We start from the raw sequence: 20,464 nt of genomic DNA, 5'->3' as shown, positions 1-20,464 counted from the left end.
GTCAAGGTGTTGAAGTATGTGCAGTTGGGGTTGGGGCAATGGGGAGGAACCCATCCCGCCGATCCCGGTCCCATGTCCCCGCACAGGCACACCCCGTGCCAGGGACATTTTCATGGCCACAACCAAACATTTGAAATCGCGCTGCGGAAATCGCGTCGGATCGGTATCACGCGCGCCCGAAAGACGTCAGCGGATGGCGCCGGGCATGCCGATGAGGCGGCGTAGCAGGCCGGTCTGGCCCACGTGGTAGGACTCGTGGAAGGCGAGGAACGCGAGGCGCTGGCCCAGCGTCTGGTCCGGCTTGCCGGACTGCGCGTCCAGGGCGCCGGCGGGCAGGGCCTTGAGCTTCTCCGTGATGATGGGGGTGGTGGCGTTGAGATCATCGAGCAGGCGCGACAGCGGCAGGTCCGGCACGTCACCGCTTGAGCCGCGGGCGTAGGCGTCGCTTCGCTCCTTCGGCCAGGTGGGTTCCGACCCCAGCAGTGCGAGCACACCCTGGCGGCTGGACACGATGTGTCCCACCACCCAGCAGATGCTGTTGCCGCCGCCGGCCGGTTGTTTGCGCGCGTCCTCGTCGCTCACACCCTCGACATTGAGTGAGAGCGCGCGCGGGGCGAAGCCAAACTGATATGCGAGGGAATCGGCGCTCACGATGCGTCAGGCCGCGGCGTGCGCGCGGCCGTGCTCCTTGACCAGGTGCGCGGTGGGGATCTTCAGGCCGATCATGTCCCAGGGGAGAATCTCGTCGGTGGCGCGCCGGCGCAGCGCATACCAGTCCGGGTCAACGCCCGACGCGGCGAAGATCTCCTCCCAGCGGCGGATGTCGAAGCACTCCGACCACGCGTCCATGCGCAGCCCCGCCGCGCGGGCGGCGAGCAGCGTGCCCGCCAGGCGGCGGTCGCCGCGCGAGAACACCGCTTCCAGGTAGCTCACGTCCACGTCGTGGAACTTGAGCTGGATGTGGCCGCTGCGGTTGTAGCTCCTGAGGAAGCGCTGCTTGGCGCGCAGCTCCTCGCGGGTGTCCATCGCCTCCCACTGGAAGGGCGTGTGCGGTTTGGGGATGTGCGACGAGATGGAGCAGTTCACCTGCGCGCGCCGCCCGGACATCTGCTGGCGCAGCACGCTGGCCGCGTGGGCCAGGTCCACGATGCCGCGCAGGTCTTCTTCGCGCTCGGTGGGCGCGCCGATCAGGAAGTAGAACTTCACCAGCCGGTAGCCCGCTTCGAACGCCGCCGCGCAACCCGCCATCAGGTCCGCGTTCTTGATGGGCTTGCGGATGACCTCGCGCAGCCGGTCGGTGGCCACCTCCGGCGCCATGGTCAGCCCCGACTTGCGCACGGTGCTGGTGAGGCCGGGGAGTCTCTTGAGCTCGGGCCCAACGCGCAGGGACGGCAGCGACACGTTGACGCGGCGCGAGCGGAAACGATCCGAGATGGCGGTCAGCAGGTCCACGATGCCGGGATAGTCCGCCGTGGACAGGCTGGTGAGGCTGATCTCGTCGTAGCCGGTCTCGCGGTACGACTGCTCGGCCAGCGCCAGCACGGTCTCGATGGTGCGCATCTTGAGCGGGCGGTAGTGCTGCACCGCCTGGCAGAAGCGGCACTGGTTGGGGCAACCGCGCATGATCTCGATGTTGATACGGTCGTGGATGACTTCCACGTTGGGAATCACCGGCCGCACCGGAAAGGTCGCGTTCTCGAGGTCCCACACCGTGGTCTTGGGAATGCTGGACGGCGCTGGCGCGAGGTTGCGTATCTCCGCGATGGTGCCGTCGGGGTGGTAGTCCACCTCGTAGTGGGAGGGGACGTACATGCCGGGGATGGCGCACAGGTCGCGGTGCAGCTCGGCGCGCGGGCGGCCGCTCCTGCGCCACGCCTTGATGATGTCGAGCGCCTTGTGGATGACGTCTTCGGCGTCGCCCACCAGGATGGCGTCGAAGAACGGTGCCACCGGCTCCATGGCCAGGGTGATGGAGCCGCCCCCGAGGATCACCGGGTCGTTGATGCCGCGGTCCGCGGTCAGGACCGGGATGCGAGACATCTCCAGCATGTTGAGCAGGTTGGTGAAGCCCAGCTCGTACTGCATGGAGAAGCCGATCACGTCGAAGCGGTCCAGCGGCGTGAAGGTCTCCAGGGTCACCAGGGGCAGTTCGCGCCGGCGCAACTCGTCCTCCATGTCGATCCAGGGCGCGAACACGCGCTCGGCGCAGGCGTCCTCGCGGTCGTTGATGAGCTGGTAGAGGATGCGCAGTCCCAGGTGGGACATGCCGATGGCGTAGGTGTCGGGGAAGGCCAGCGCGACCTTGAGGTCCACGGATGCGTGGTCCTTGACGATGATGTTGCGCTCGCCGCCGGCGTACTGGCCGGGCTTCTGGACGCGCGGAAGCACCTCGTCGAAGAGAATCTGCTGGATCGATTTTTTCATGCGGCCTGGGCCGTAGGACTCGGGGCCCGGATCGGCTATTCTACACACATTCGGAGGTCCTGTCACCCATGCCTGAACTGCCCGAAGTCGAAACCGTCGTGCGCGAGCTGGCCCCGGTGCTGCCGGGGCGGACCGTCGTGCGCGCCCGGCTCACCGCGCCGGACCTGTACCGGCGCGGCAGCCTCCGCGTGGGGACGCTGGCGGGCGCGCGCATCGAGGGCGTGGAGCGCTTCGGCAAGGCCATCATGATGCGCTTGCAGGCAGGGCGAGCGGGTGTCGTCGATGGGGCCCCCGCCGCGTCAGGCGGCGGGGTGATCGACGACAGGACCCGTGAGCTGTTCCTGGTTGTGCATCTCGGCATGACCGGAAAGCTCCTGTTCGCGGCCGACGCGCGGCAGGTGCCGCGCGAGGCGCACCTCCACGCACGCATTCTCTTTGCCGACGGGAGCGAACTGCGCTACGTCGATCCGCGGCGCTTCGGTTACTTCTTCGTGGGGGACGGTGCGGCGGTGGCAGCGTCGTTCGACTTTGGCCCCGATCCCTTCGCCATGCGGCCGCGCGAGCTGGCCCGGCGGCTCTCCGGGCGCCGGGCGCCGCTCAAGGCGCTGCTGCTCGACCAGCGCATCGTCTCCGGGCTGGGCAACATCTACGTGGACGAACTGCTGTTTGCGACCCGCATCCACCCGCTGACGCCGGGAGACGCCGCCGTTGCGCAGGCCGCGCGGTTGCTGCGTGCCGCCCGCGTCATCCTGGAACGCGCCATCGCTGCCAGCGGTACCACCATCCGCGACTACCGCCGCCCGGACGGATCCAGCGGGGCGTTCCAACTGCGTCTGTCGGTGTACGGACGCGAGGGAAAAGCGTGCCGGCGCTGCCGCACGGTGATCGAGCGCATCGAGGTGTCGCAGCGGGGAACGCATCTGTGCCCGCGCTGCCAGCCCGCGCCGGTCAGCGCAGGGAAACGCCGATCGCGGCGCGCGGATCGCTCGCGTCGCGCAGGCCCTCTCCGAGCAGGTTATACGCGGTAACACTGAGAAAGATGGCGATGCCGGGGTAGGTGGTCAGCCACCACGCAAAATCCTGTTCCCGCGCACTGGCCAGCAGTCCGCCCCAGCTGGGTGTGGGCGGCTGCGTGCCCAGGCCGAGAAAACTGAGCGCGGCCTCGATGAGGATGGCGCTGGCGATGCTGAAGGTCGCCGTCACCAGCACGGGCGCGAGTGAATTGGGGAGGATGTGGCGCAGGATGATCTTGCCGTCGCTGGCGCCCAGCGCGCGCGCCGCCTCGGTGAACTCCCGGTTCTTCAAGCGCACGAACTCGGCCCGCGTGTAGCGCGCGATGTCCGTCCAGCGCGTGATGCCGATTACGATCATCACGTTATAGATGTTGGGCGGCAGGAACGCGATGACCGCCAGGATCAGGAACAGGAAGGGAAAGCAGATCACGATTTCGATGAGCCGCGACAGCAGGATGTCAGCCAGCCCCCCGTAGTAGCCCGCCAGCGCTCCCACCAGCAGTCCGATGACCAGCGAGATTCCCACCGCCACCAGCCCCACCTTCAGCGAGATCGTGGTTCCATGCACCATGCGCGCGAGGACGTCGCGCCCCAGCTCGTCGGTTCCCAGCGGGTGGTTGTGATCCGGCGGCAACAGGCGATGGTCGAGCGAGGTGGCGATGGGCGAATACTTGACCGGCGGCATCACCAGCCCAACCGATGCGTCGTGCTTGATGGCGTCGAACTCGACACTGGTCAGCTCCGGGTACTTCATGACGAAGCGGAGGGGGAACATCTGGGCCACCGCGGGGAAGAGTATCCGCTCGTTCCAGCGCATGATGATGGGACGGTTGTTCGCGATCACCGGCGCAAACCACGACACAAGAAAGAAGAAGCCGATCACGATGAGACCCGCCATGGCGAAGCGGTCCGCGCGCAGCCGCCGCCAGACGATGCGCGCAAAGCCGGGGCTCTTGCGGGCCAGTGCCTCGGGGACGCCGCCGGGCGGCGGTGTCTGGATGGTGGCGCCGTTGCTCATCGGTAGGTCACCCGTGGGTCGGCCCACGCGTACAGCAGGTCCGCAACCAGCGTGCTGATCAGAACCAGCACCGCCGTAATGAAGCTCAACCCCATCACCACCGGGTAGTCGCGCGCGCGCACCGACGTGAAGAAGAGCTCGCCCACACCCGGCCACGAGAAGATCGACTCCAGGATGATGCTGCCGCTGATGAGCGTGGGGAGCAGCAGACCCAGCAGGGTGAGCACCGGGATCAGCGTGTTGCGGAAGACGTGCCGGTACACGATCTGTTTTTCGCCCAGCCCCTTGGCGCGCGCCGTGCGGATGTAGTCCTGGCGGATGACTTCCAGCGACGAACCGCGCACGAAGCGCGAGAGATACGCGAGCGAACCATAGGTGAGGCAGGTGACCGGCAGGAGCATGTGCAGAAAGCGGTCCCACCCGTAGGCGAAGAAGCCCAGGTTGTGCGCGTCCATGGATTCCATGCCGTGGAAGGGAAGCAGGCGCAGCTTGACACCGAACAGCATGATGAGCAGCAGCGCCACCCAGAACTCGGGCAGTGAATACAGAAAGTACAGTGTGGCGCCGCCGACCTTGTCGAAGGTCGAGTTCTGTCGCATTGCCGCGTACAACCCCAGCGGCACCGAGAGCATCAGCGCCGCCACCAGCGAGGTGATGTTCAGAATCAGGGTGGCCGGCAACCGTTCCGCAATCTTCTCCATGACGGGCCGGTGATCCAGGAACGAGTTGCCGAAATCCAGGGTCATCAGACGCTTGAGCCAGGTGGCGTAGCGGACGTGGATGGGGTCGTCGAGCCCGTACAGGTGGAGCATGTTCTGATAGGCCTGCGGGGAGACGCGTGCGTCCATCTGCCCGCGATTGATCAACTCCACCGGATCGCCCGGTGCCAGGTTGATCACGACGAACGTGACGATCGTGATGCCGATCAGCGTGGGGACAAGGTACAGGAGGCGCCGCAGCGTGTATTGCAGCATCTCGTCATCAGTCGGACGCGACGCTGGCGGCGCCCTCGTCGACCCACCAGTAGTTCGCCCCCGGCCAGAAGTCGTAGGGCCCCTTGGGTGAAATCATGACGCCCTGGATGCGCCTGGCGATGGGCCGCTTTTCCGGCACCGCGTTGATGAAGGTGTAGGGCGGATCCTGGTGCATGATCCGGTGCACGCGGTGGTAGATGGCGGCACGCTTGCTCTGGTCGAATTCGGTGCGTCCGGCCACGAGCAGGCTGTCCACCGAGGCGTTGGAGTACGCGCCCTGATTGAGCCCGTTGGGCGGGACCTTGCTGGAGTGGAAGGTGTCATAGACGTCGGGGTCGAGGTCCAGCGTCCACCCCAGCGTACACGCGTCGAACTCGCCCTTATCGATACGGTCGAAGAACGTGGAGCCCTCGATCTGCCGGATGTTCACGCGGATGCCCGACTTGCCGCACTCCTCCTGCAGCAGTTGTGCAAACTGTGCCGCCGTGTTGCTGCCGTGGGCGATGCCCAGCTCGAACTCGAACTTCTTGCCGTTCTTGTCGCGGACGCCGTCGCCGTTGCTGTCCGTCCATCCGGCCTCGTCGAGCAGTTCGCGCGCGCGTTGGGGGTCGAAGGGGTGCGGTTTCACCGTCTTGTCGTAGGCCCACGAGTTGATGTAGAAGGGCCCGCTCACCAGCCGTGCATAGCCCGAGTAGATCTTGTTGTTGATGCTCTCGCGGTCGAACAGGAACGTCATCGCCAGACGCACGCGCGGATCGGAGAACCACACCGTGCGGCAGTTGTAGGTGATGAAGTTGTACTGCGGGAAGTAGTACTGGTACTTGTTGAAGCCGGCCGTGAACTCGGGAGAGACGGTCTGCTTCTCCCACTGCAGCTGGGTGACGCGCATCTCGTCGAGTTCCCCCGTCTTGAGCATGTTGAGTGCGACCGCGTCGTCCTCGACCACCTTGAAGATGATGCGATCCAGGTAGGCCTTCTTGCCGTGGTAGTCGTCGTAGCGCTTCAGGCTGATGTACTGGCCCGAGCGCCACTCGTCGAGCATGAAGGGCCCGCTGCCCACCGGCTTGCGGTTGGCGGGGTTGGTGAGAAAGTCACCCTTGCCGTAGATGTGCTCGGGGATGGGCCACAGCTGGGTGAGGGCGTACATGCCCGGCGCAAACGGTTCCTTCCACACGAACACCAGCGTGTGGTCGTCCGGCGTCTCCAGGCGGTCCAGTTTCTCGAAGTAGGCCAGCTTGTTGAGCGCCGGCACGCTGGGGTCCTGGATCTTGCTGAGTGCGAACTTTACGTCGCGCGACGTAATCGGCACGCCGTCCTGCCAGTGGATGTCCTTGCGCAACCGGATGGTGACGCGCAGGTGGTCCGCGCTCACTTCGGGAAGCGCGGCCGCCAGCACCGGCACCAGGTCGCCGTTCTCGTCGTAGTCGATGACGGGGTCGTAGATGTGGCGCAGGACGAAGTTCTCGTACGCCGTCGTGTACAGCACCCAGTTGAGCGTCTTGCACTCCGACTCGAGGCGCCGGATCACGGTGCCGCCCGGCCGCGGGCCCGAACCGGTGTGGACCGCCAAGGTGGAATCGCCGCCGTTGCCATCCGCGTGGTCACCGCCCCCGCCGCAGCCGGCAGCACCGGCGAGCAACAGGGCTGTGAGAAGGGCAAGTCGGAGATTGCGCTGCATCGAGAGTCCTCCTTGGCGCGGTCCGGCCGCGCGGGGCGAAGCATGGCAGGGGCGGCAACGAGGGGCAGTGTAGCACCGGGCGTGCCGGTGGAAAACCACAAAGCCCCCCGCCGCCCGGACCCACACCGGGCCGGGCAAGCCCCTGTCAATTAATCAAGTAGATCGTCGGGCCCCACGCCACCCGCATCCCCCGCTTCATGTCAGGGCCGATTTGTGCTATACTCATGCGCGTTTCTGCGGGGGAAGGAGCAGTTCGTCGCGGCCCCGGGCCGCGTCCCTTCGCGACAGTGCAACAACGTTTTGTGCAGCAGCGCGGCCCGGCAGTACGAACCAGCGGGTCAGACGCGGAGGTCGAGACAATAGCTATGGGCACGAAAAAGGGCATCGTGCTCGGCCTGATTCTGTGCGCGACCGCGTTTGCGGGCCGCGTCCACGCCGAACCGTCCTATCTGCTTTATCCAAGTTCACCGGCAGTGTGCCGCTTCGACGCGGGACGCTATGAACTCGTGTCGCCCGGCGACGCCCGCTTCGATGCTGCCTATGCGGTCGGCGGGCAGATGCTGTGGGACCGTGCGGAGTCGCGCATCCCGGTGGAGCTCTACCGCGCACCCATTATCACCGCGTTCGAGCCGTCGCCCTCGGGGCAGAACGAGTACGTCACGCTGGGCAACAACTTCGACGTTATCGTGGACGGTTTCGGCACCTCGCCGCGCACGCTCGGCAGCCTGTGTCTGCGCTTCTGGCCGGACCCGCCCTCGTCGCTGGTGCAGGTGTTCATCGACGGTGCCCCCATCGGCGCGCTGACGTCGCAGCTCGCGCCCATCGAGGTCCTGACCAGCATCGGCAATGGTTTCTACTCGGACACGGGCGTGCACCGCTTCACCTGGGTGGGCTCAACGGGTCTGGAGATCATCGCGTTCTCGGACAAGAACGCCAACGGTGCATTCGAAGGCACTCCGCGTTTCCGGATCGTCGCGCAGGACAACGTGGTCGGCGTCGAAGCGACCACCTGGGGTGGCGTGAAGGCGTTGTATCGCAAGTAGGCGGCGACGCCCGTCAGCGCGCCGCCCCGCCCCGGATCTTCTCGACGATCTCGATAATCTCCCCATCAGGGAGAATGTAGTCGACCTGCTTGGCGCGCTCGAAAATGCGATCCACCATCGCGTCGGTGGCTTCGATGCCGCGTGATTCCAGCCAGTAGCGCACGTTGGACTTCCCGCTCATCGGCCCCACTTCGATGACCTGTGCGAGGCCGACCTCGTCGGCCGGAACCCCGCTGTATATCCGGTTGGCCAGCCACGCGTCACCCTTCTTGTAGGCCTTGACGATGGCGTCGGCATGCACGCCGGTCTGGGTGCGGAAGGCATCCTTGCCCAGAATGGGATAGTTGTCGGGGATGGGCACCCGGCACGCGTCGGATACCTTGCGCGCGTAGGCGGGGAGCCGGGTGAGATCCTGATCGAACACGCCCATCAGTTTGAAATTCACCATGAGCGAATCGATGGGTGCGTTGCCCACCCGCTCGCCGATCCCGAGCATGGATCCGTGGATGCGGTCCGCGCCGGCGTAGAACGCCGCCATCGCGTTGGCCACCGCCAGGTCGCGGTCGCGGTGCCCGTGCCAGTCCACCCCGATGTCCTTGCCGGAACGCGTGACGAGGGAGCGCACGAACCGCACCAGGGTCTCGGCGCCACCCGGCGTGGCATGGCCCACGGTGTCGGAGATGCACAGGCGCTCCACGTTCATGTCGATCGCCATCTGGTAGAGACGCTCCAGGGTTTCGGGCTGGGCGCGCGTGGTGTCCTCGGTGACGTACATCACCGGCACCTCGTTCTTGTGCGCAAACTCGATGGCCGCCTCGCTCACCTTGAGCAGCTTGTCCACGGTCCAGTCCTCCGCGAGCTGGCGGATGGGGCTGGAGAAGATGAACAGCGCCGCCTGCACCTTGATGCCGGTCTTCTGCTGGATGTCGATGATGGGGAGGATGTCGTTCTGGTGCGTGCGCGCCGCGCAGTACGGGTAGATCTTGAGCCGCGCCCGCGCGATCTCGCCCGCGATGGCCAGCACGTCCTCGAACGCGCGGGGTCCGGCGGCGGGCAGGCCGATGGCGGCGGAGTAGAGCCCCAGATCCTCCATGAAGTGCAGAATCTCGAGCTTGTCGGCGATGGCGGGATTGAACACCGACGGCGACTGCAGGCCGTCGCGCAGGGTCTCGTCGTTCAGCTTGAGCGGGTAGGGAGGCGCCGCGGGGCGCGGGTTCCACTCGTGGATGATGGTGTGTTCGTCGGGCGCGCTCATAGGCCTTCCGGCACCCACGCTAGCAGAACCGGCCCGTCGCTTCAATGGAACTTCCGGCGAAGCATCCCCTTTCCCGGCGCGCGCCGTGCGGATATGATTGCGGCATGGCATGGCTCGACCGGCGCAGTTCTTCACGGCAGGCGGGGCTCGACCGCGAAATGCGGCGCGCGGCCGCACACCTGCGGGCAAGCGATCCGGTGGTGGCGGATCTGGTGCAGCGCTTTGGCACCTACGATCTGCACGCCACCACCAACGCGTTCCAGGTCATGCTGGAGACGATCGTTTCGCAGCAGCTCTCCACCCACGCCGCACGCTCCATCTACGCGCGCCTCGCCGCGGCCCTGGGGGGCGGACGGCCGGGCCCGGCGGGTATCCTGGCGCTTTCGCCGCAGGAACTGATTGCGTGCGGGTTGTCGCGTTCCAAGGCGGTGTACGTGCGCAACGTCGCCGAGGACTTCTCCCGCAATCGCGTCACGCTGCGTACGTTTGCCCGCATGAGTGACGAACAGGTGATCGCCCGCCTGACGGCGATCAAGGGCGTGGGGGACTGGTCGGCACACATGTTTCTCATCTTTGCGCTCAACCGTCTGGATGTCTTTCCGGTGGGCGACCTGGGTCTGCGCAAGGCGATGGCGTCGCGCTACCGCCTGCGCCGGGGCACGAAGCCGGGTCGCCTGGAGCGGATCGCGGAGGCCTGGCGCCCGTACCGGACGGTGGGCACACTCTACCTGTGGCGTGGCTACGACGGAGTGTAGATGGTAGCTGACCGTTCCCGCTGGTGGCCGCGGATGCGCATTCTGGCGCTCCTGCTGGGCCTGGTGTTGTTCGTGCTGGTGCTGGTGGGTGTCAATCCGGTGCCGGAGCGCCCGGAGGTGGGGCGGACCCTGGCGGTCGCGGTATTGATGGCGATGTACTGGCTCACCGAGGCGGTGCCGCTGGCCGTCACCGCGCTGTTCCCGGTGGTGCTGCTGCCCCTGTTTGCGTTCGCCAGCGCGGGCCAGGTTGCCGCCGCCTACATGAACGACATCATCTTCCTGTTCCTGGGTGGCTTCATGCTGGCCATCGGGATGCAGACCACCGGGCTGGACCGCCGCATCGCGTTGCGCATCCTGGTGTGGATCGGCAAGAGCCCGGCGATGATCCTGCTGGGCGTGATGGGTGTCACCTGGATGATCTCGTGGTGGGTGTCGAATACGGCGTCCATGTTGATCATGATCCCCATCATCCTCTCCCTGGTGGGAAGTGTTGAACACGAGGACCGCGCCGCCGCGCAGGGACTCACCCGGGCCATGCTGCTGGGCGCTGCCTACGCGGCGTCGGTGGGTGGCATGGCCACGCTCATCGGCACCCCGCCCAACCTGGTCTTCTCGCGCGTGTACGCCATGGCCGCCCCCGGGGTGACGCCGGTGACCTTCCTGTCGTGGATGCTGATGGCGGCGCCGGTGTCGGTGGTGATGTTCGTGCTGCTGTTCCTGTACTTCCGTGCCACGGCGTTGCGCGGCTGTGCGGTGGTGGTCAATCGCGGGTTGCTGCGCCGCGACTACGCCGGGCTGGGACGGATGCCGTTCGAGCAACGCGTCGTGATGGTGCTGTTCTTCGTGTTCGTGGCGCTGGTGGTCACGCGCGCGGACCTCACCCTGGGCGACACGACCGTGCGCGGCTGGGCATCGCGGGGCGGCTTCGCGGGGCGGGTGGGGGACGGTGTGGTGGCGGTGGGCGTGGCCATCCTGCTGTTCATGGTGCCGGCGCGCTCGCGGCCGGGACCGATTCTGGATGCGAGCGCGTTCGGCAAGCTGCCGTGGGACGTGGTGATCCTGTTCGGCGGCGGTTTTGCGCTCGCCGACGCGTTCCAGCGCTCCGGCCTGTCGGACTACCTGGGTGCGAGCCTGGGGGGGCTCGCGGGCGTGCCGCCGCTGTTGATGATCTTCCTGCTGGTGGCGGGCATCTGCTTTCTGGGCGAGCTGGCGTCCAACACCGCGCTGGCGCAGGTTTCGTTGCCCGTGCTGGCGGCGCTGGCGACCGCCAAGGGCATGCACCCGCTCCTGCTCATGCTGCCCGCGACCCTCGCCGCCTCGTGCGGTTTCATGCTGCCGGTGGCGACACCGCCCAACACCATCGTCTACGGGACGCACCGTGTCACCGCGCGCGACATGATGCGCGCGGGCTGGGTGGTGGACTGGATCGGGATCGTGCTGGTGACGCTGTTCACCTACACGTGGACGCGCTGGGTGCTGGGGCTGGACTTCGCGGCCGCGCGCTAGCCGCGGGCGGGTCAGCGCTTCGGTGGGTATTCTTCGAACATCTTCGCGACGATCTGCTTCATGGCATGGTCGCGTTCCTGCGGCGTGCTGCGGGGGTGGATTTCGCCGCTGGCCATGCCGCGCCACACCAGGTCGTGCGAGTCCGCGTCGAGCAGGTCGACCACCAGGGTTCCCTCGGTGTAGTTCTCCACGTCGACGTCACGACCCTCCCATCCCCAGTAGTTGCCGGCGTACGGGTAGCCCCAGTCGGTGATGTTCATCTTGTCCTTGAGACCGGTGTGATACGCCACCCGCACGTCGGGGTGGTCTTCGTCGGCGCTGAACCCGTGCGCCAGCATGGCGGCGTCCACCGCCGCGCGCACGCGGCGTTCGATCAGGGTGCCGCCGGCGCGTGCGGCATCGGCGTTCGCCGGGGTGCTGTCGGGGGGTGCTGGCATCCACGCGTAGGTGCGGTAGCGGCCGAAATCGGCCGTCACGTCCCAGTCGTGGCTGTACTGCACCGTGGCGCAGGCGGTGAGCAGGAGGAGCAGCATCGGCAGGAACAGGGCACGCATCGCCGCCGATACTATCCGCCGGCCGGAAACGGGTCAAGGCCGCGCGCATCACTCGTTGACAGCGGGCGGCGGGAGCGCGAATAATCACCGCCGCGAAACACGGAGGTCTTCATGGCGGTCAGGGTGGGTCTGGTGCTCGGCGGCGGCGGTGCGCGCGGCTATGCGCACATCGGCGTGCTTCGCTCCATCGAAGAGCGCGGTCTGCGCGTGCAGGCCATCGCCGGCTGTTCCATGGGCGGCATCATCGGCGCGCTGCACGCGGCCGGGTTCAAGGCGGCGCAGATCGAAGAGATGTTCGGCGGGCTCGATCTCATGGGCCTGCTGGACCGCAGCAGCATGGGCGGGCTCATCGGCGGCAAGGGGGTGACCCGCCACCTGGAGAAGCACCTGCCGCAGAACTTCGAGGACCTCAAGATTCCGCTGGCGGTTACGGCCGTGGACGTGCAGCGCGGCCGCCTGGTGGTCCTCAACCAGGGCAAACTGCTGCCCGCGCTGCGCGCCACCAGCGCGCTGCCCGGAATTTTCGCCGCCGTGAAACACGTGGGGCGGGTGCTCATCGACGGGAGCCTGCTCAACAACCTGCCGGTGGACGTGATTCGCAGCATGACGCTGGCGCCGGTGGTGGCGGTGGATACCTCGGCGCCGGCGGACCGCCGGCTGGTGTTCGAGGACGAGCGGTCGTTGTGGGAGAAGGTGCGCACGCCGCTCAAGCGCGGCAAGCGTCCGCTGATTTTTGAGATGCTGATGAAGTCCATCGACATTCCGCAGGGCCCAGTGACGTCGATGCGCCTGTCGTTGAATCCGCCGGAGGTACTCATCCGCCCGCCGCTCGATCCGGACCTCAAGATCGAGGACTACAACCGCATGGACGAGGCGGTCAAGGCGGGCTACGAAGCCGCGGAAGCCAAACTCACCGCGGGCGAGCAGGCGCTGCGCGATACGCAGTAGGGTCGGGCGCGACGTCTCTTCGCTTGCTCAGACAGTCCTCGCGCGACAGAACTCCATCTGGCAGTCGCGCTGCGGAACTCGCCGCGAAGTGACGTCACACCCTCCCGGTTACTTGGAGCCGCGCATCATGTCTTCGCGCACGCGGCGGAATTCGCTCTTCTCGCTCCACTGCGCCACACGGTCGGTTGAGGCCAGCGTGTAACCCACCTGGAACAGCGCCTCCATGTCCTCCAGCGCACCGGACAGGTCCCACGCTTCGGAGTATTCGTCCTGCGGTTTGTGGTAGCGCTGGGCCACGTACTCGCGCCGGCGCTCCATTCCCCAGCCCTGCGGCCGCTCCCGGAACTCCACACCGCTGTCCGCGTACAGCGCGGGCACGCCGGCGCGGGCGAAGGGGAAGTGGTCGGAACGGTAGTAGTAACCCTTCTCGGGTTCGCTGTCGGGTGCGATGGTGCGGTCCATGGCGGCGATCACGTCGCGCAGCAGCTGGTCGAGGTCCGACTGGCCGTACCCCACCACCACCATGTCGCTCGTGCGACCCCACACGTTGAGTCCATCCACATTGATCACGGCGACGGTGTGCGTCAGTGGATACAGCGGATTCTCCACGTAGTGCGTGGCGCCCAGCAGGCCGCTCTCCTCGCCGGTGGTGAAGACAAACAGGGCGCTGCGCTTCAACGACTTCTTTTCCTCCGCAAAGCGCGCGGCGATTTCCATTACGCCGGAGACACCGGTGGCGTTGTCGAGGGCGCCGTTGTAGATGGAATCCCCGTCGGCCGGCTTGCCGATGCCCAGATGATCCCAGTGGGCGGTAAAGACGACGATCTCGTTTCGCAGCACCGGATCGGACCCTTCCACCCGCGCCACGGCGTTGCGCGACTCGATGGTGTGCGCCGCGTTCTCGATGCGGGCCGATGCGCGCAGGCCCAGCGGGTACGCCCGGAACGTCGCCGTCGCCGCCGCGGCTTTCTCGGCGTCGAAGTCGCGGTCCGCCATCGCAAACAGTTCGCGCGCCGCGTCCTCGGTGATCCACGACTCCAGCGCGCAACGGCCGGCACCCTCGTCCGCGCGCACCACGTCGAACTGTTCGCCCGACCAGCTGTTCTCCACCACCGCCCAGGGGTAGCCCGCGTCCTGCGTGTTGTGCACGATGATCGCACCCAGCGCGCCCTTCTCCGCCGCCGCCTCGTACTTGTAGGTCCAGCGTCCGTAGTAGGTCATGGCGCGCCCGCCGAACATCGACGCGTCCTCGAGCGGCGGGTCGTTGACCAGGATCACCACGATCTTCCCGGCCACCTCGGTGTCCCGGTAGTCGTTCCAGTTGTACTCGGGTGCGTCCACGCCGTAGCCGACGAAGACCAGTTCCGCGTCCTCGACCGCGCTGGAGGTGGTCTGGCGCATCGTCCATCCGACGAACTCGCTGCCGGATGCAAACTCCCTCGACCCTCCGTCCATGCGGTTCACGGTGAGGGTGGGGGCGTTGGTCACGGTGAAGCCGTACAGTGGGACCGTCTGCGTGAAGCTGCCGTCCGGGTTGCCGGGTGCGCAACCCACCGCCTTCAACTGCTCGGTGAGGTAGGTCACGGCGAGATCCTCGCCCCGCGAACCGGGTGCGCGGCCGCCGAGCTCATCGGAGGCGAGGTAGCGGATGTGCTCGCGCATGCGCGCTTCGGACATGCCGGTATTTGCGGCGGTGGCAATGGACAGCGCGGCTGCGATGGCCGCCGCCGCAATGAGTGCGAGATCGGACGTCTTCACGGGAATCTCCTTCCACCAACATCAGCTGGTCATCTGAATGCGCATGCGGCGCGTGGCGAAGGGCATCATGATAGACGCCATCGCCAGCAGCACCACCACGTTTGACAGCGGAAACGGCGCGGCGGTGCCCAGTGCGGTCATCTCTCCCAGCGCGTCCATGGCCTGGCCGGTGGGGAACACCAGCGCCACCCGGCGCATGGCGTCGGGCACCATCTCCAGCGGCCACCAGCAACCGCCCAGTGCGGCCATCACCAGCGAAACGATCACGCCGATGGCGCCGGCCTTCTCCGGGGACTTGAAGAACGAGGCCAGCAGCATCCCCAGCGACGCCGCCGCAAGCATGTACGCGCCGATCAACGCGGCGAGCGGGAGTGGCGCGGCCTCCAGGTGCACGCCGAGGATCATCGACCCCAGGCCGAGAATGATGGCCACCTGCAGGGTGCCCCACGCCAGCCGCGCCACGATCTGGGCGAAGAGGATGTCGCGCGTGCGCGTGGGACTCATGGTGATGCGCCGTGTTTTTCCGCTCCTGAGATCCTCCACCCACATCCCCAGGAAGAAGGTGGTGAGCTGGAACATGATGAACATCACCAGCATGGCCGGGAGGGTGTGCTCGGAACCCGTCGGGATCCGGGGCGCCGCGCCCAGCGTCTCCATCTTCAGCGCGAGCGGCGTGTCACCCGCCGGCGACACCCGCGTGCGCCCTTCCCGGACCGCCGTTTCGATGGTGCGGCGCTCGAAGGCCATGCGGTACAGGGCGTCGCGCACGTTGGCGCCCACGGATTGCGCGCGCAGGTCGCTGGCGTCGCCCTTGTGGATACGGGCGGTGGCGGCCTGGCCGTCGCGCAGCTTCGCGAGCAGACTGTCGGGGAGCTCCACCCGTACCGCGCCCGCCGAGTCGACCACCACGCCGTGTGCGCCGAGCACGCCGGCCACGAACGATACCACCGCGGGGGGATTGGCGCCGCCATCGAGGGCCGCGCGCGTCGGCGCGGGGGCGTCCGCGTTGCCGCCGAACATGGAGCCGAATATCCACGCCATGACAATGGGCGCGATCAACGACCAGATCACCGAGCCGCGGTCGCGGATGGCGAGCGTGAGCTCCAGCCGGGCGATGGTCCACCACGCGGGGCGCATCTAGATGATCCTCCGTCGGCCGGACAGGACACCGGCGCTGAAGAAGGCCACGCAGGTCAGCGCGTACAACGGCAGCGACACGCCGATCTCCCGCCCGGTCAGCGCACGCGTCAGGGCCAGGTTGGCGGTTCCGGTGGGAATCCAGGCTGCGATGGCCTTGAAGGTCCCGGGCGTAAACTCGGCCGGAAAGAAACCGCCGCCCAGAATGGTGAGAAAGATCATGACCAGCGAACTGATGGCGCCCACCGCGCGCGGCGAGTCGTTGAGCGAGAAGATGATGCCGTTGATGCCGGCGATGAACAGGGCCAGCGCCGCAACCACCAGGTTGGCGGTGAAGAGGCCGTGCGGGGGGATGCGCCAGATGATGCCGCCCAGGGTTCCCGCCACGATGCCCACCACGTAGGCGAACGACGCCGTATACAGACGCTGTTCCAGTGCCACCCGCCACGGCGACACCGGCGCGGTGACAAAGCGGCGCGTCACGTGGTTGCGGCGATCCATGAGAAACGCGTGCTCGAGGCGAAGCGAGACGGTGAGCAGTCCGAACATCACCAGCCCGGGAAAAAAGAGCGCCGCCATGTTGAAATCGTCGGTTGCGCCCGCGTCGTCGACGACGGTGACGTCGACGTTCTGCAACGCGCCGAAACCGGTGACGTTGCGGCTGGCGGCGTAGAACTGCTGCGATACGGCGCCGACCTCGTCTCCCGTCGGAGGCTCTCCGCCCTCCAGCAGGCCGCGCACCGTTCCCATGGGGGCGGCGAATTGTCCCAGCGCGCCGTTGGCGACGGTGATGAGCGTGCCCACCACGCCCTCCGCCACCTGGGGTCCGATGGCGTGGCGCGGATTGCGCAGCAGACGCAGCGTGTCCGGCTCCATGCGCAGCAGGCGGTCGCCGAAGCCGGCGGGAATAACGAGAGCCGCCGAGGCATCACCGGCTGCGAAGCGTGCCTCGACTTCGGCGAGGTTCGCGGCGGGGATGGTGGTGATGATGTCGCCCACCGGGCCGCGGTCGAATGCGCTCTGCACCAGCCCGCTCACCAGCGAACTGTCCTGATCCACGATGGCAATCCCGATGCGCGGCGTGCCCCCGTCGTTTCCGAACGCGAGCTGGTAGATGCCCATGAACACGAAGGGAACGGCGAGCCACAGGAGGATCGAGCCCGGTTTGCGCAGCGTGCGCCGCCAGTACATGCGCAGGAAGTGCATCGTCCCAGGGCCTTACGAGCGTTCGATGATCGTCCCGGCCTCACCCGCGACGATCTGCCCGATTTCTTCCAGCGACCCGATGGCCGCGCGTTTGCCGGTTTCCTTGACGAAGGCAATGGCCGCCTCCACCTTGGGTCCCATGGAGCCGGCGCCGAAGCGCTGTTCACGCAGTTGCGCGGGCGTGGCGTGCCGGATCAGCCGGTGATTCGCCGTGCCCCAGTCCGCGAAGACGCCGGCCACGTCGGTGGCCAGCACCAGTAGATCCGCGTTCACTTCCCGCGCCAGCACCGCGCTGGCGCGGTCCTTGTCGATGACCACCTCCGCGCCCACCAGGGTCTCGCCCCGGTACATGGTGGGGATGCCGCCGCCGCCGGCGCAGATCACGATGGTCTGCTTCTCGATCAGCCACTTGATGGGGCGGATCTCGAAGATTCTCTTGGGCAGCGGAGACGGCACCACGCGCCGCCAGCCGGTTCCATCCGCGGCCACCGTCCATCCCTTCTGCTCGGCGAGCTGCTTCGCCTCCGCCTCGGTGTACATGGGTCCGATGGGCTTGGTCGGGTTCTGGAATGCGGGGTCGTCCGGGTCCACCTCCACCATGGTGAGCATGGTGGCGAGGGGGCGCTCGAAGGGCACGCAGTTGCCGAGTTCCTGTTCGATCATGTAACCGATCATGCCCTCGGTCTCGGCGCCGAGCACGTCGAGCGGCGTGCCCGAATCGGAGTGCGCGGCCTGCAGCGCCAGCATGCCCACCTGCGGACCGTTGCCATGCGAAATCACGATGTCGTTGCCGTCGGTGATGGGCGCGATGGCCAGCGCCGCCGCGCGCACGTTGGCGCGCTGGTTGGCAACGGTGAGCGGCTCGCCCCGCTTGAGCAGGGCGTTGCCTCCGAGTGCGATGACGATGCGGCGGCGCGGCATGACTTACTCGCCGATGGTGGCAACCATCACTGCTTTGATCGTGTGGAGGCGGTTCTCGGACTGGTCGAACACGATTGAGTGTTTCGATTCGAACACGTCCTCGGTGACTTCCAGTCCGTCCAGGCCGTGCTGCTGGTAGATCGACTCGCCCACCCTGGTGTCGCGGTTGTGGAAGGCCGGCAGGCAGTGCAGGAACTTCACCTCGGGGTTGCCGGTGAGATCGAGCACGCGCCGGTTCACCTGGTAGGGCTTCATCACCTGGATGCGCTCCGCCCATTTCGATTCGGGCTCGCCCATGGAAACCCATACGTCGGTGTACAGGAAGTCAACGCCCTTGACCCCCGCGGCCACGTCTTCGGTGCGCAGGATGCGCGCGCCGCTCTTTTCGGCGATGGCCCGGCACCGCTGCACCAGCGCTTCCTCCGGCCAGCAGGAGCGGGGTGCGGCCAGCCGCACATCCATGCCCAGGATGGCGGCGCCGGCCATGAGCGAGTTGCCCATGTTGTTGCGCGCGTCGCCCAGATAACAGAAAGAAATCTGCTCGATGGGCTTGTCGCAGTGCTCCACCATGGTGAGCACGTCGGCCAGTACCTGGGTGGGGTGGAACTCGTCGGTGAGGCCGTTGTACACCGGCACCCCGGCGAACTCGGCCAGTGTTTCCACCGTGGTCTGCGCGAAGCCGCGGTACTCGATGGCGTCGTACATGCGCCCCAGCACGCGCGCGGTGTCCTTCATGGTCTCCTTGTGGCCGATCTGGGTGCCGGAGGGCCCCAGGTAGGTGACGTGCGCGCCCTGGTCGAAGGCTGCCACCTCGAACGCGCAACGCGTGCGCGTGGAGGTCTTCTCGAAGATAAGCGCGATGTTGCGCCCCTTGAGGCGCTGCATCTCTCGCCGCGCCTTCTTCTCCTGCTTGAGCGCCTTCGACAGGTCGAGCAGGTAGAGCAGTTCCTCCTTCGAGAAATCGAGGTCCTTGAGGAAGTGCCGGTTCTTGAGGTCGATGTTGCCCATGTTGTTCTCCGCAATCAGATGGGATCGCGCAGCAGGGGACAGGTCATGCAATGACCGCCGCCGCGACCGCGTCCCAGTTCCGAGCCGTCGATGGTGAGCACCTTGATGCCCGCCTTGCGAAGGCGTTTGTTGGTGTATTCGTTCTTGGAGTAGGCCACCACCACGCCGGGTTCGATGGCCACCAGGTTGTTGCCGTCGTCCCACTGCTCCCGTTCCGCCTGGTACTCGTCGCCGCCGGTGCCGATCACGCGCAGTTTCTTTACCTTGAGTGCGTCGGCGACCGCTTCCAGGAAGTTCTTCTCCACGGTGACGTCCAGCTGGCCGGGTTTGTCGCCCGGGCGCAGGCTGAAGGCGCGGATCTTGTCGCTCACCTTGGGGTAGAGTGTCACCGCGTCGCGGTCCACCATGGTGAAGATGGTGTCCAGGTGCATGTGCGCGCGATCCTTGGACATCTGGCAGGCGATGATGCGTTCGGCGGCTTCGTAGCGGAACATCGACTGCGCCAGCCGCTCCACCATCTGCGCGGTGGTGCGCTCGCCGATCCCCACCAGCACCGTCTTGTTGCCGATGGGCATCACGTCGCCGCCCTCCAGCGACGCGCGGCCCCAGTCCTCCTGGATGAAGCGGCCCTGCTCGTCCTGGTCGGGGAACCAGAACTCGAAGTCGGCGTCGGCGAACATCGGGTGCCAGTTGTAGATGGCGGCCACGTGCACCACTTCCAGCTGGCGCGCCTCGAAGTACATGGGGTTGAGGGATACGCCGTTGTAGATCCACGACGAAGCGTCGCGCGTGAAGATGGAGTTGGGCAGCGGCGGCAGCACGAAGTCGAACGGGTCCATGGTGGCCAGGGTGAGCGAGTGCTTGCGCAGGAAGCTGTCGTCGATCTCCACGCGCGCCAGCCCGCCGATGAGGATGGCGGAGAGGCGCCGGGGATCCAGTTCCATCAGGTAGGCGCGGAAGTCCTTCACCAGTGCGGCACCCACGGTGAGGCGGGTGACGGTCTTGTCGATCACGAACGAACGTGCTTCCGGAATGCGCAGCACCTCGGCGAGCAGGTCGTCGAGGTAGTACACCTCCACGCCGCGCCGCTCCAGGTGGCCCACGAACTTGTCGTGCTCGCCGCGGGCCTTGCGCACCCACAGCACGTCGTCGAAGAGCAGTTCCTCGCAGTTAGACGGGGTCAGGCGGCGCAGGCTCAGATCGGGGCGATGCACGAGGACCTTGCGAAGCTTCCCGACTTCGGAGTCCACGCGATACTGGATCATC

The 20,464-nt window shown here is 66.8% G+C and carries 18 protein-coding genes; 5 read left to right on the top strand and 13 right to left on the bottom strand.

The features are described from left to right. Positions 1 to 186: 186 nt before the first annotated feature. Positions 187 to 651 (bottom strand): DinB family protein, encoded by a 465-nt coding sequence (locus OEX18_09440; protein ID MDH4337480.1) that lies wholly within the window; start codon positions 649 to 651, stop codon positions 187 to 189. 6 nt (positions 652 to 657) lie between these two features. Further along, positions 658 to 2,424 (bottom strand): TIGR03960 family B12-binding radical SAM protein, encoded by a 1,767-nt coding sequence (locus OEX18_09435; protein MDH4337479.1) that lies wholly within the window; start codon positions 2,422 to 2,424, stop codon positions 658 to 660. Between the two features lie 68 nt (positions 2,425 to 2,492). Here OEX18_09435 and mutM point away from each other — a divergent pair, with 68 nt between their 5' ends. Next, the gene (gene mutM / locus OEX18_09430; GenBank protein ID MDH4337478.1) at positions 2,493 to 3,452 is read left to right on the top strand and encodes a bifunctional DNA-formamidopyrimidine glycosylase/DNA-(apurinic or apyrimidinic site) lyase; all 960 of its coding nucleotides are present in this window, start codon (positions 2,493 to 2,495) and stop codon (positions 3,450 to 3,452) included. Here mutM and OEX18_09425 read toward each other — a convergent pair. Genes OEX18_09425 through OEX18_09415 form a run of 3 tightly spaced genes read right to left on the bottom strand, consistent with a single transcriptional unit; the run spans position 3,373 to position 7,107 of the window. Further along, complete coding sequence (locus OEX18_09425) at positions 3,373 to 4,455, bottom strand: ABC transporter permease (protein ID MDH4337477.1); 1,083 nt, start codon at positions 4,453 to 4,455, stop codon at positions 3,373 to 3,375. The two genes, mutM and OEX18_09425, sit on opposite strands and share 80 nt — an antisense overlap. Then, positions 4,452 to 5,429: an ABC transporter permease gene (locus OEX18_09420; protein MDH4337476.1), complete on the bottom strand. Its 978-nt coding sequence runs from the start codon at positions 5,427 to 5,429 to the stop codon at positions 4,452 to 4,454. Before OEX18_09420 ends, OEX18_09425 begins: the two co-directional genes overlap by 4 nt. Before the next feature lie 7 nt (positions 5,430 to 5,436). Further along, positions 5,437 to 7,107, bottom strand: coding sequence for a peptide-binding protein (locus tag OEX18_09415; GenBank protein ID MDH4337475.1), 1,671 nt, complete (start codon positions 7,105 to 7,107; stop codon positions 5,437 to 5,439). Positions 7,108 to 7,472: 365 nt separating this feature from the next. On the opposite strand from OEX18_09415, the gene OEX18_09410 reads away from it, so the two are divergent. Further along, a complete protein-coding gene (locus OEX18_09410) occupies positions 7,473 to 8,150 on the top strand; it encodes a hypothetical protein (protein ID MDH4337474.1) in 678 nt (225 codons plus the stop codon). 13 nt (positions 8,151 to 8,163) lie between these two features. Here OEX18_09410 and OEX18_09405 read toward each other — a convergent pair whose 3' ends face one another. Further along, a complete protein-coding gene (locus OEX18_09405) occupies positions 8,164 to 9,405 on the bottom strand; it encodes a LeuA family protein (protein MDH4337473.1) in 1,242 nt (413 codons plus the stop codon). A 104-nt stretch (positions 9,406 to 9,509) separates the two neighbouring features. Between OEX18_09405 and OEX18_09400 the strand changes: the two genes are divergently transcribed. Beyond that, on the top strand, positions 9,510 to 10,160 hold the full coding sequence (locus OEX18_09400) for a DNA-3-methyladenine glycosylase 2 family protein (protein ID MDH4337472.1): 651 nt from the start codon (positions 9,510 to 9,512) through the stop codon (positions 10,158 to 10,160). Next, positions 10,161 to 11,666 (top strand): SLC13 family permease, encoded by a 1,506-nt coding sequence (locus OEX18_09395; GenBank protein ID MDH4337471.1) that lies wholly within the window; start codon positions 10,161 to 10,163, stop codon positions 11,664 to 11,666. Positions 11,667 to 11,677: 11 nt separating this feature from the next. Here OEX18_09395 and OEX18_09390 read toward each other — a convergent pair whose 3' ends face one another. Continuing rightward, on the bottom strand, positions 11,678 to 12,220 hold the full coding sequence (locus OEX18_09390) for a DUF4136 domain-containing protein (GenBank protein ID MDH4337470.1): 543 nt from the start codon (positions 12,218 to 12,220) through the stop codon (positions 11,678 to 11,680). A gap of 111 nt (positions 12,221 to 12,331) precedes the next feature. Here OEX18_09390 and OEX18_09385 point away from each other — a divergent pair, with 111 nt between their 5' ends. After that, positions 12,332 to 13,168: a patatin-like phospholipase family protein gene (locus tag OEX18_09385; protein MDH4337469.1), complete on the top strand. Its 837-nt coding sequence runs from the start codon at positions 12,332 to 12,334 to the stop codon at positions 13,166 to 13,168. 108 nt (positions 13,169 to 13,276) lie between these two features. On the opposite strand, the gene OEX18_09380 is transcribed toward OEX18_09385, so the two are convergent. The 6 genes from OEX18_09380 to arcA are packed head-to-tail and all read right to left on the bottom strand — an operon-like array spanning position 13,277 to position 20,463. Next, entirely contained in the window at positions 13,277 to 14,926 is a 1,650-nt protein-coding gene (locus OEX18_09380; protein ID MDH4337468.1) for a M28 family metallopeptidase, read from the bottom strand. A gap of 21 nt (positions 14,927 to 14,947) precedes the next feature. After that, positions 14,948 to 16,063, bottom strand: a complete 1,116-nt coding sequence (locus OEX18_09375) for an ABC transporter permease (protein MDH4337467.1) — start codon at positions 16,061 to 16,063, stop codon at positions 14,948 to 14,950. Then, positions 16,064 to 17,269: an ABC transporter permease gene (locus OEX18_09370; GenBank protein ID MDH4337466.1), complete on the bottom strand. Its 1,206-nt coding sequence runs from the start codon at positions 17,267 to 17,269 to the stop codon at positions 16,064 to 16,066. Between the two features lie 12 nt (positions 17,270 to 17,281). Continuing rightward, positions 17,282 to 18,190, bottom strand: coding sequence for a carbamate kinase (arcC, locus tag OEX18_09365; protein MDH4337465.1), 909 nt, complete (start codon positions 18,188 to 18,190; stop codon positions 17,282 to 17,284). 3 nt (positions 18,191 to 18,193) lie between these two features. Beyond that, positions 18,194 to 19,198 carry an ornithine carbamoyltransferase gene (argF, locus tag OEX18_09360; GenBank protein MDH4337464.1) on the bottom strand — a complete coding sequence of 335 codons (1,005 nt, stop codon included), beginning with the start codon at positions 19,196 to 19,198 and terminating at the stop codon, positions 18,194 to 18,196. A 14-nt stretch (positions 19,199 to 19,212) separates the two neighbouring features. Continuing rightward, positions 19,213 to 20,463: an arginine deiminase gene (arcA, locus tag OEX18_09355; GenBank protein MDH4337463.1), complete on the bottom strand. Its 1,251-nt coding sequence runs from the start codon at positions 20,461 to 20,463 to the stop codon at positions 19,213 to 19,215. Position 20,464: the final 1 nt, after the last annotated feature.

The organism is Candidatus Krumholzibacteriia bacterium, assembly GCA_029865265.1.
In the GTDB taxonomy this organism is placed as follows: domain Bacteria; phylum Krumholzibacteriota; class Krumholzibacteriia; order WVZY01; family JAKEHA01; genus JAKEHA01.
The sequence above is the reverse complement of the archived record's forward strand: the minus strand, read 5'-3'. Positions and strand labels throughout refer to the sequence as shown.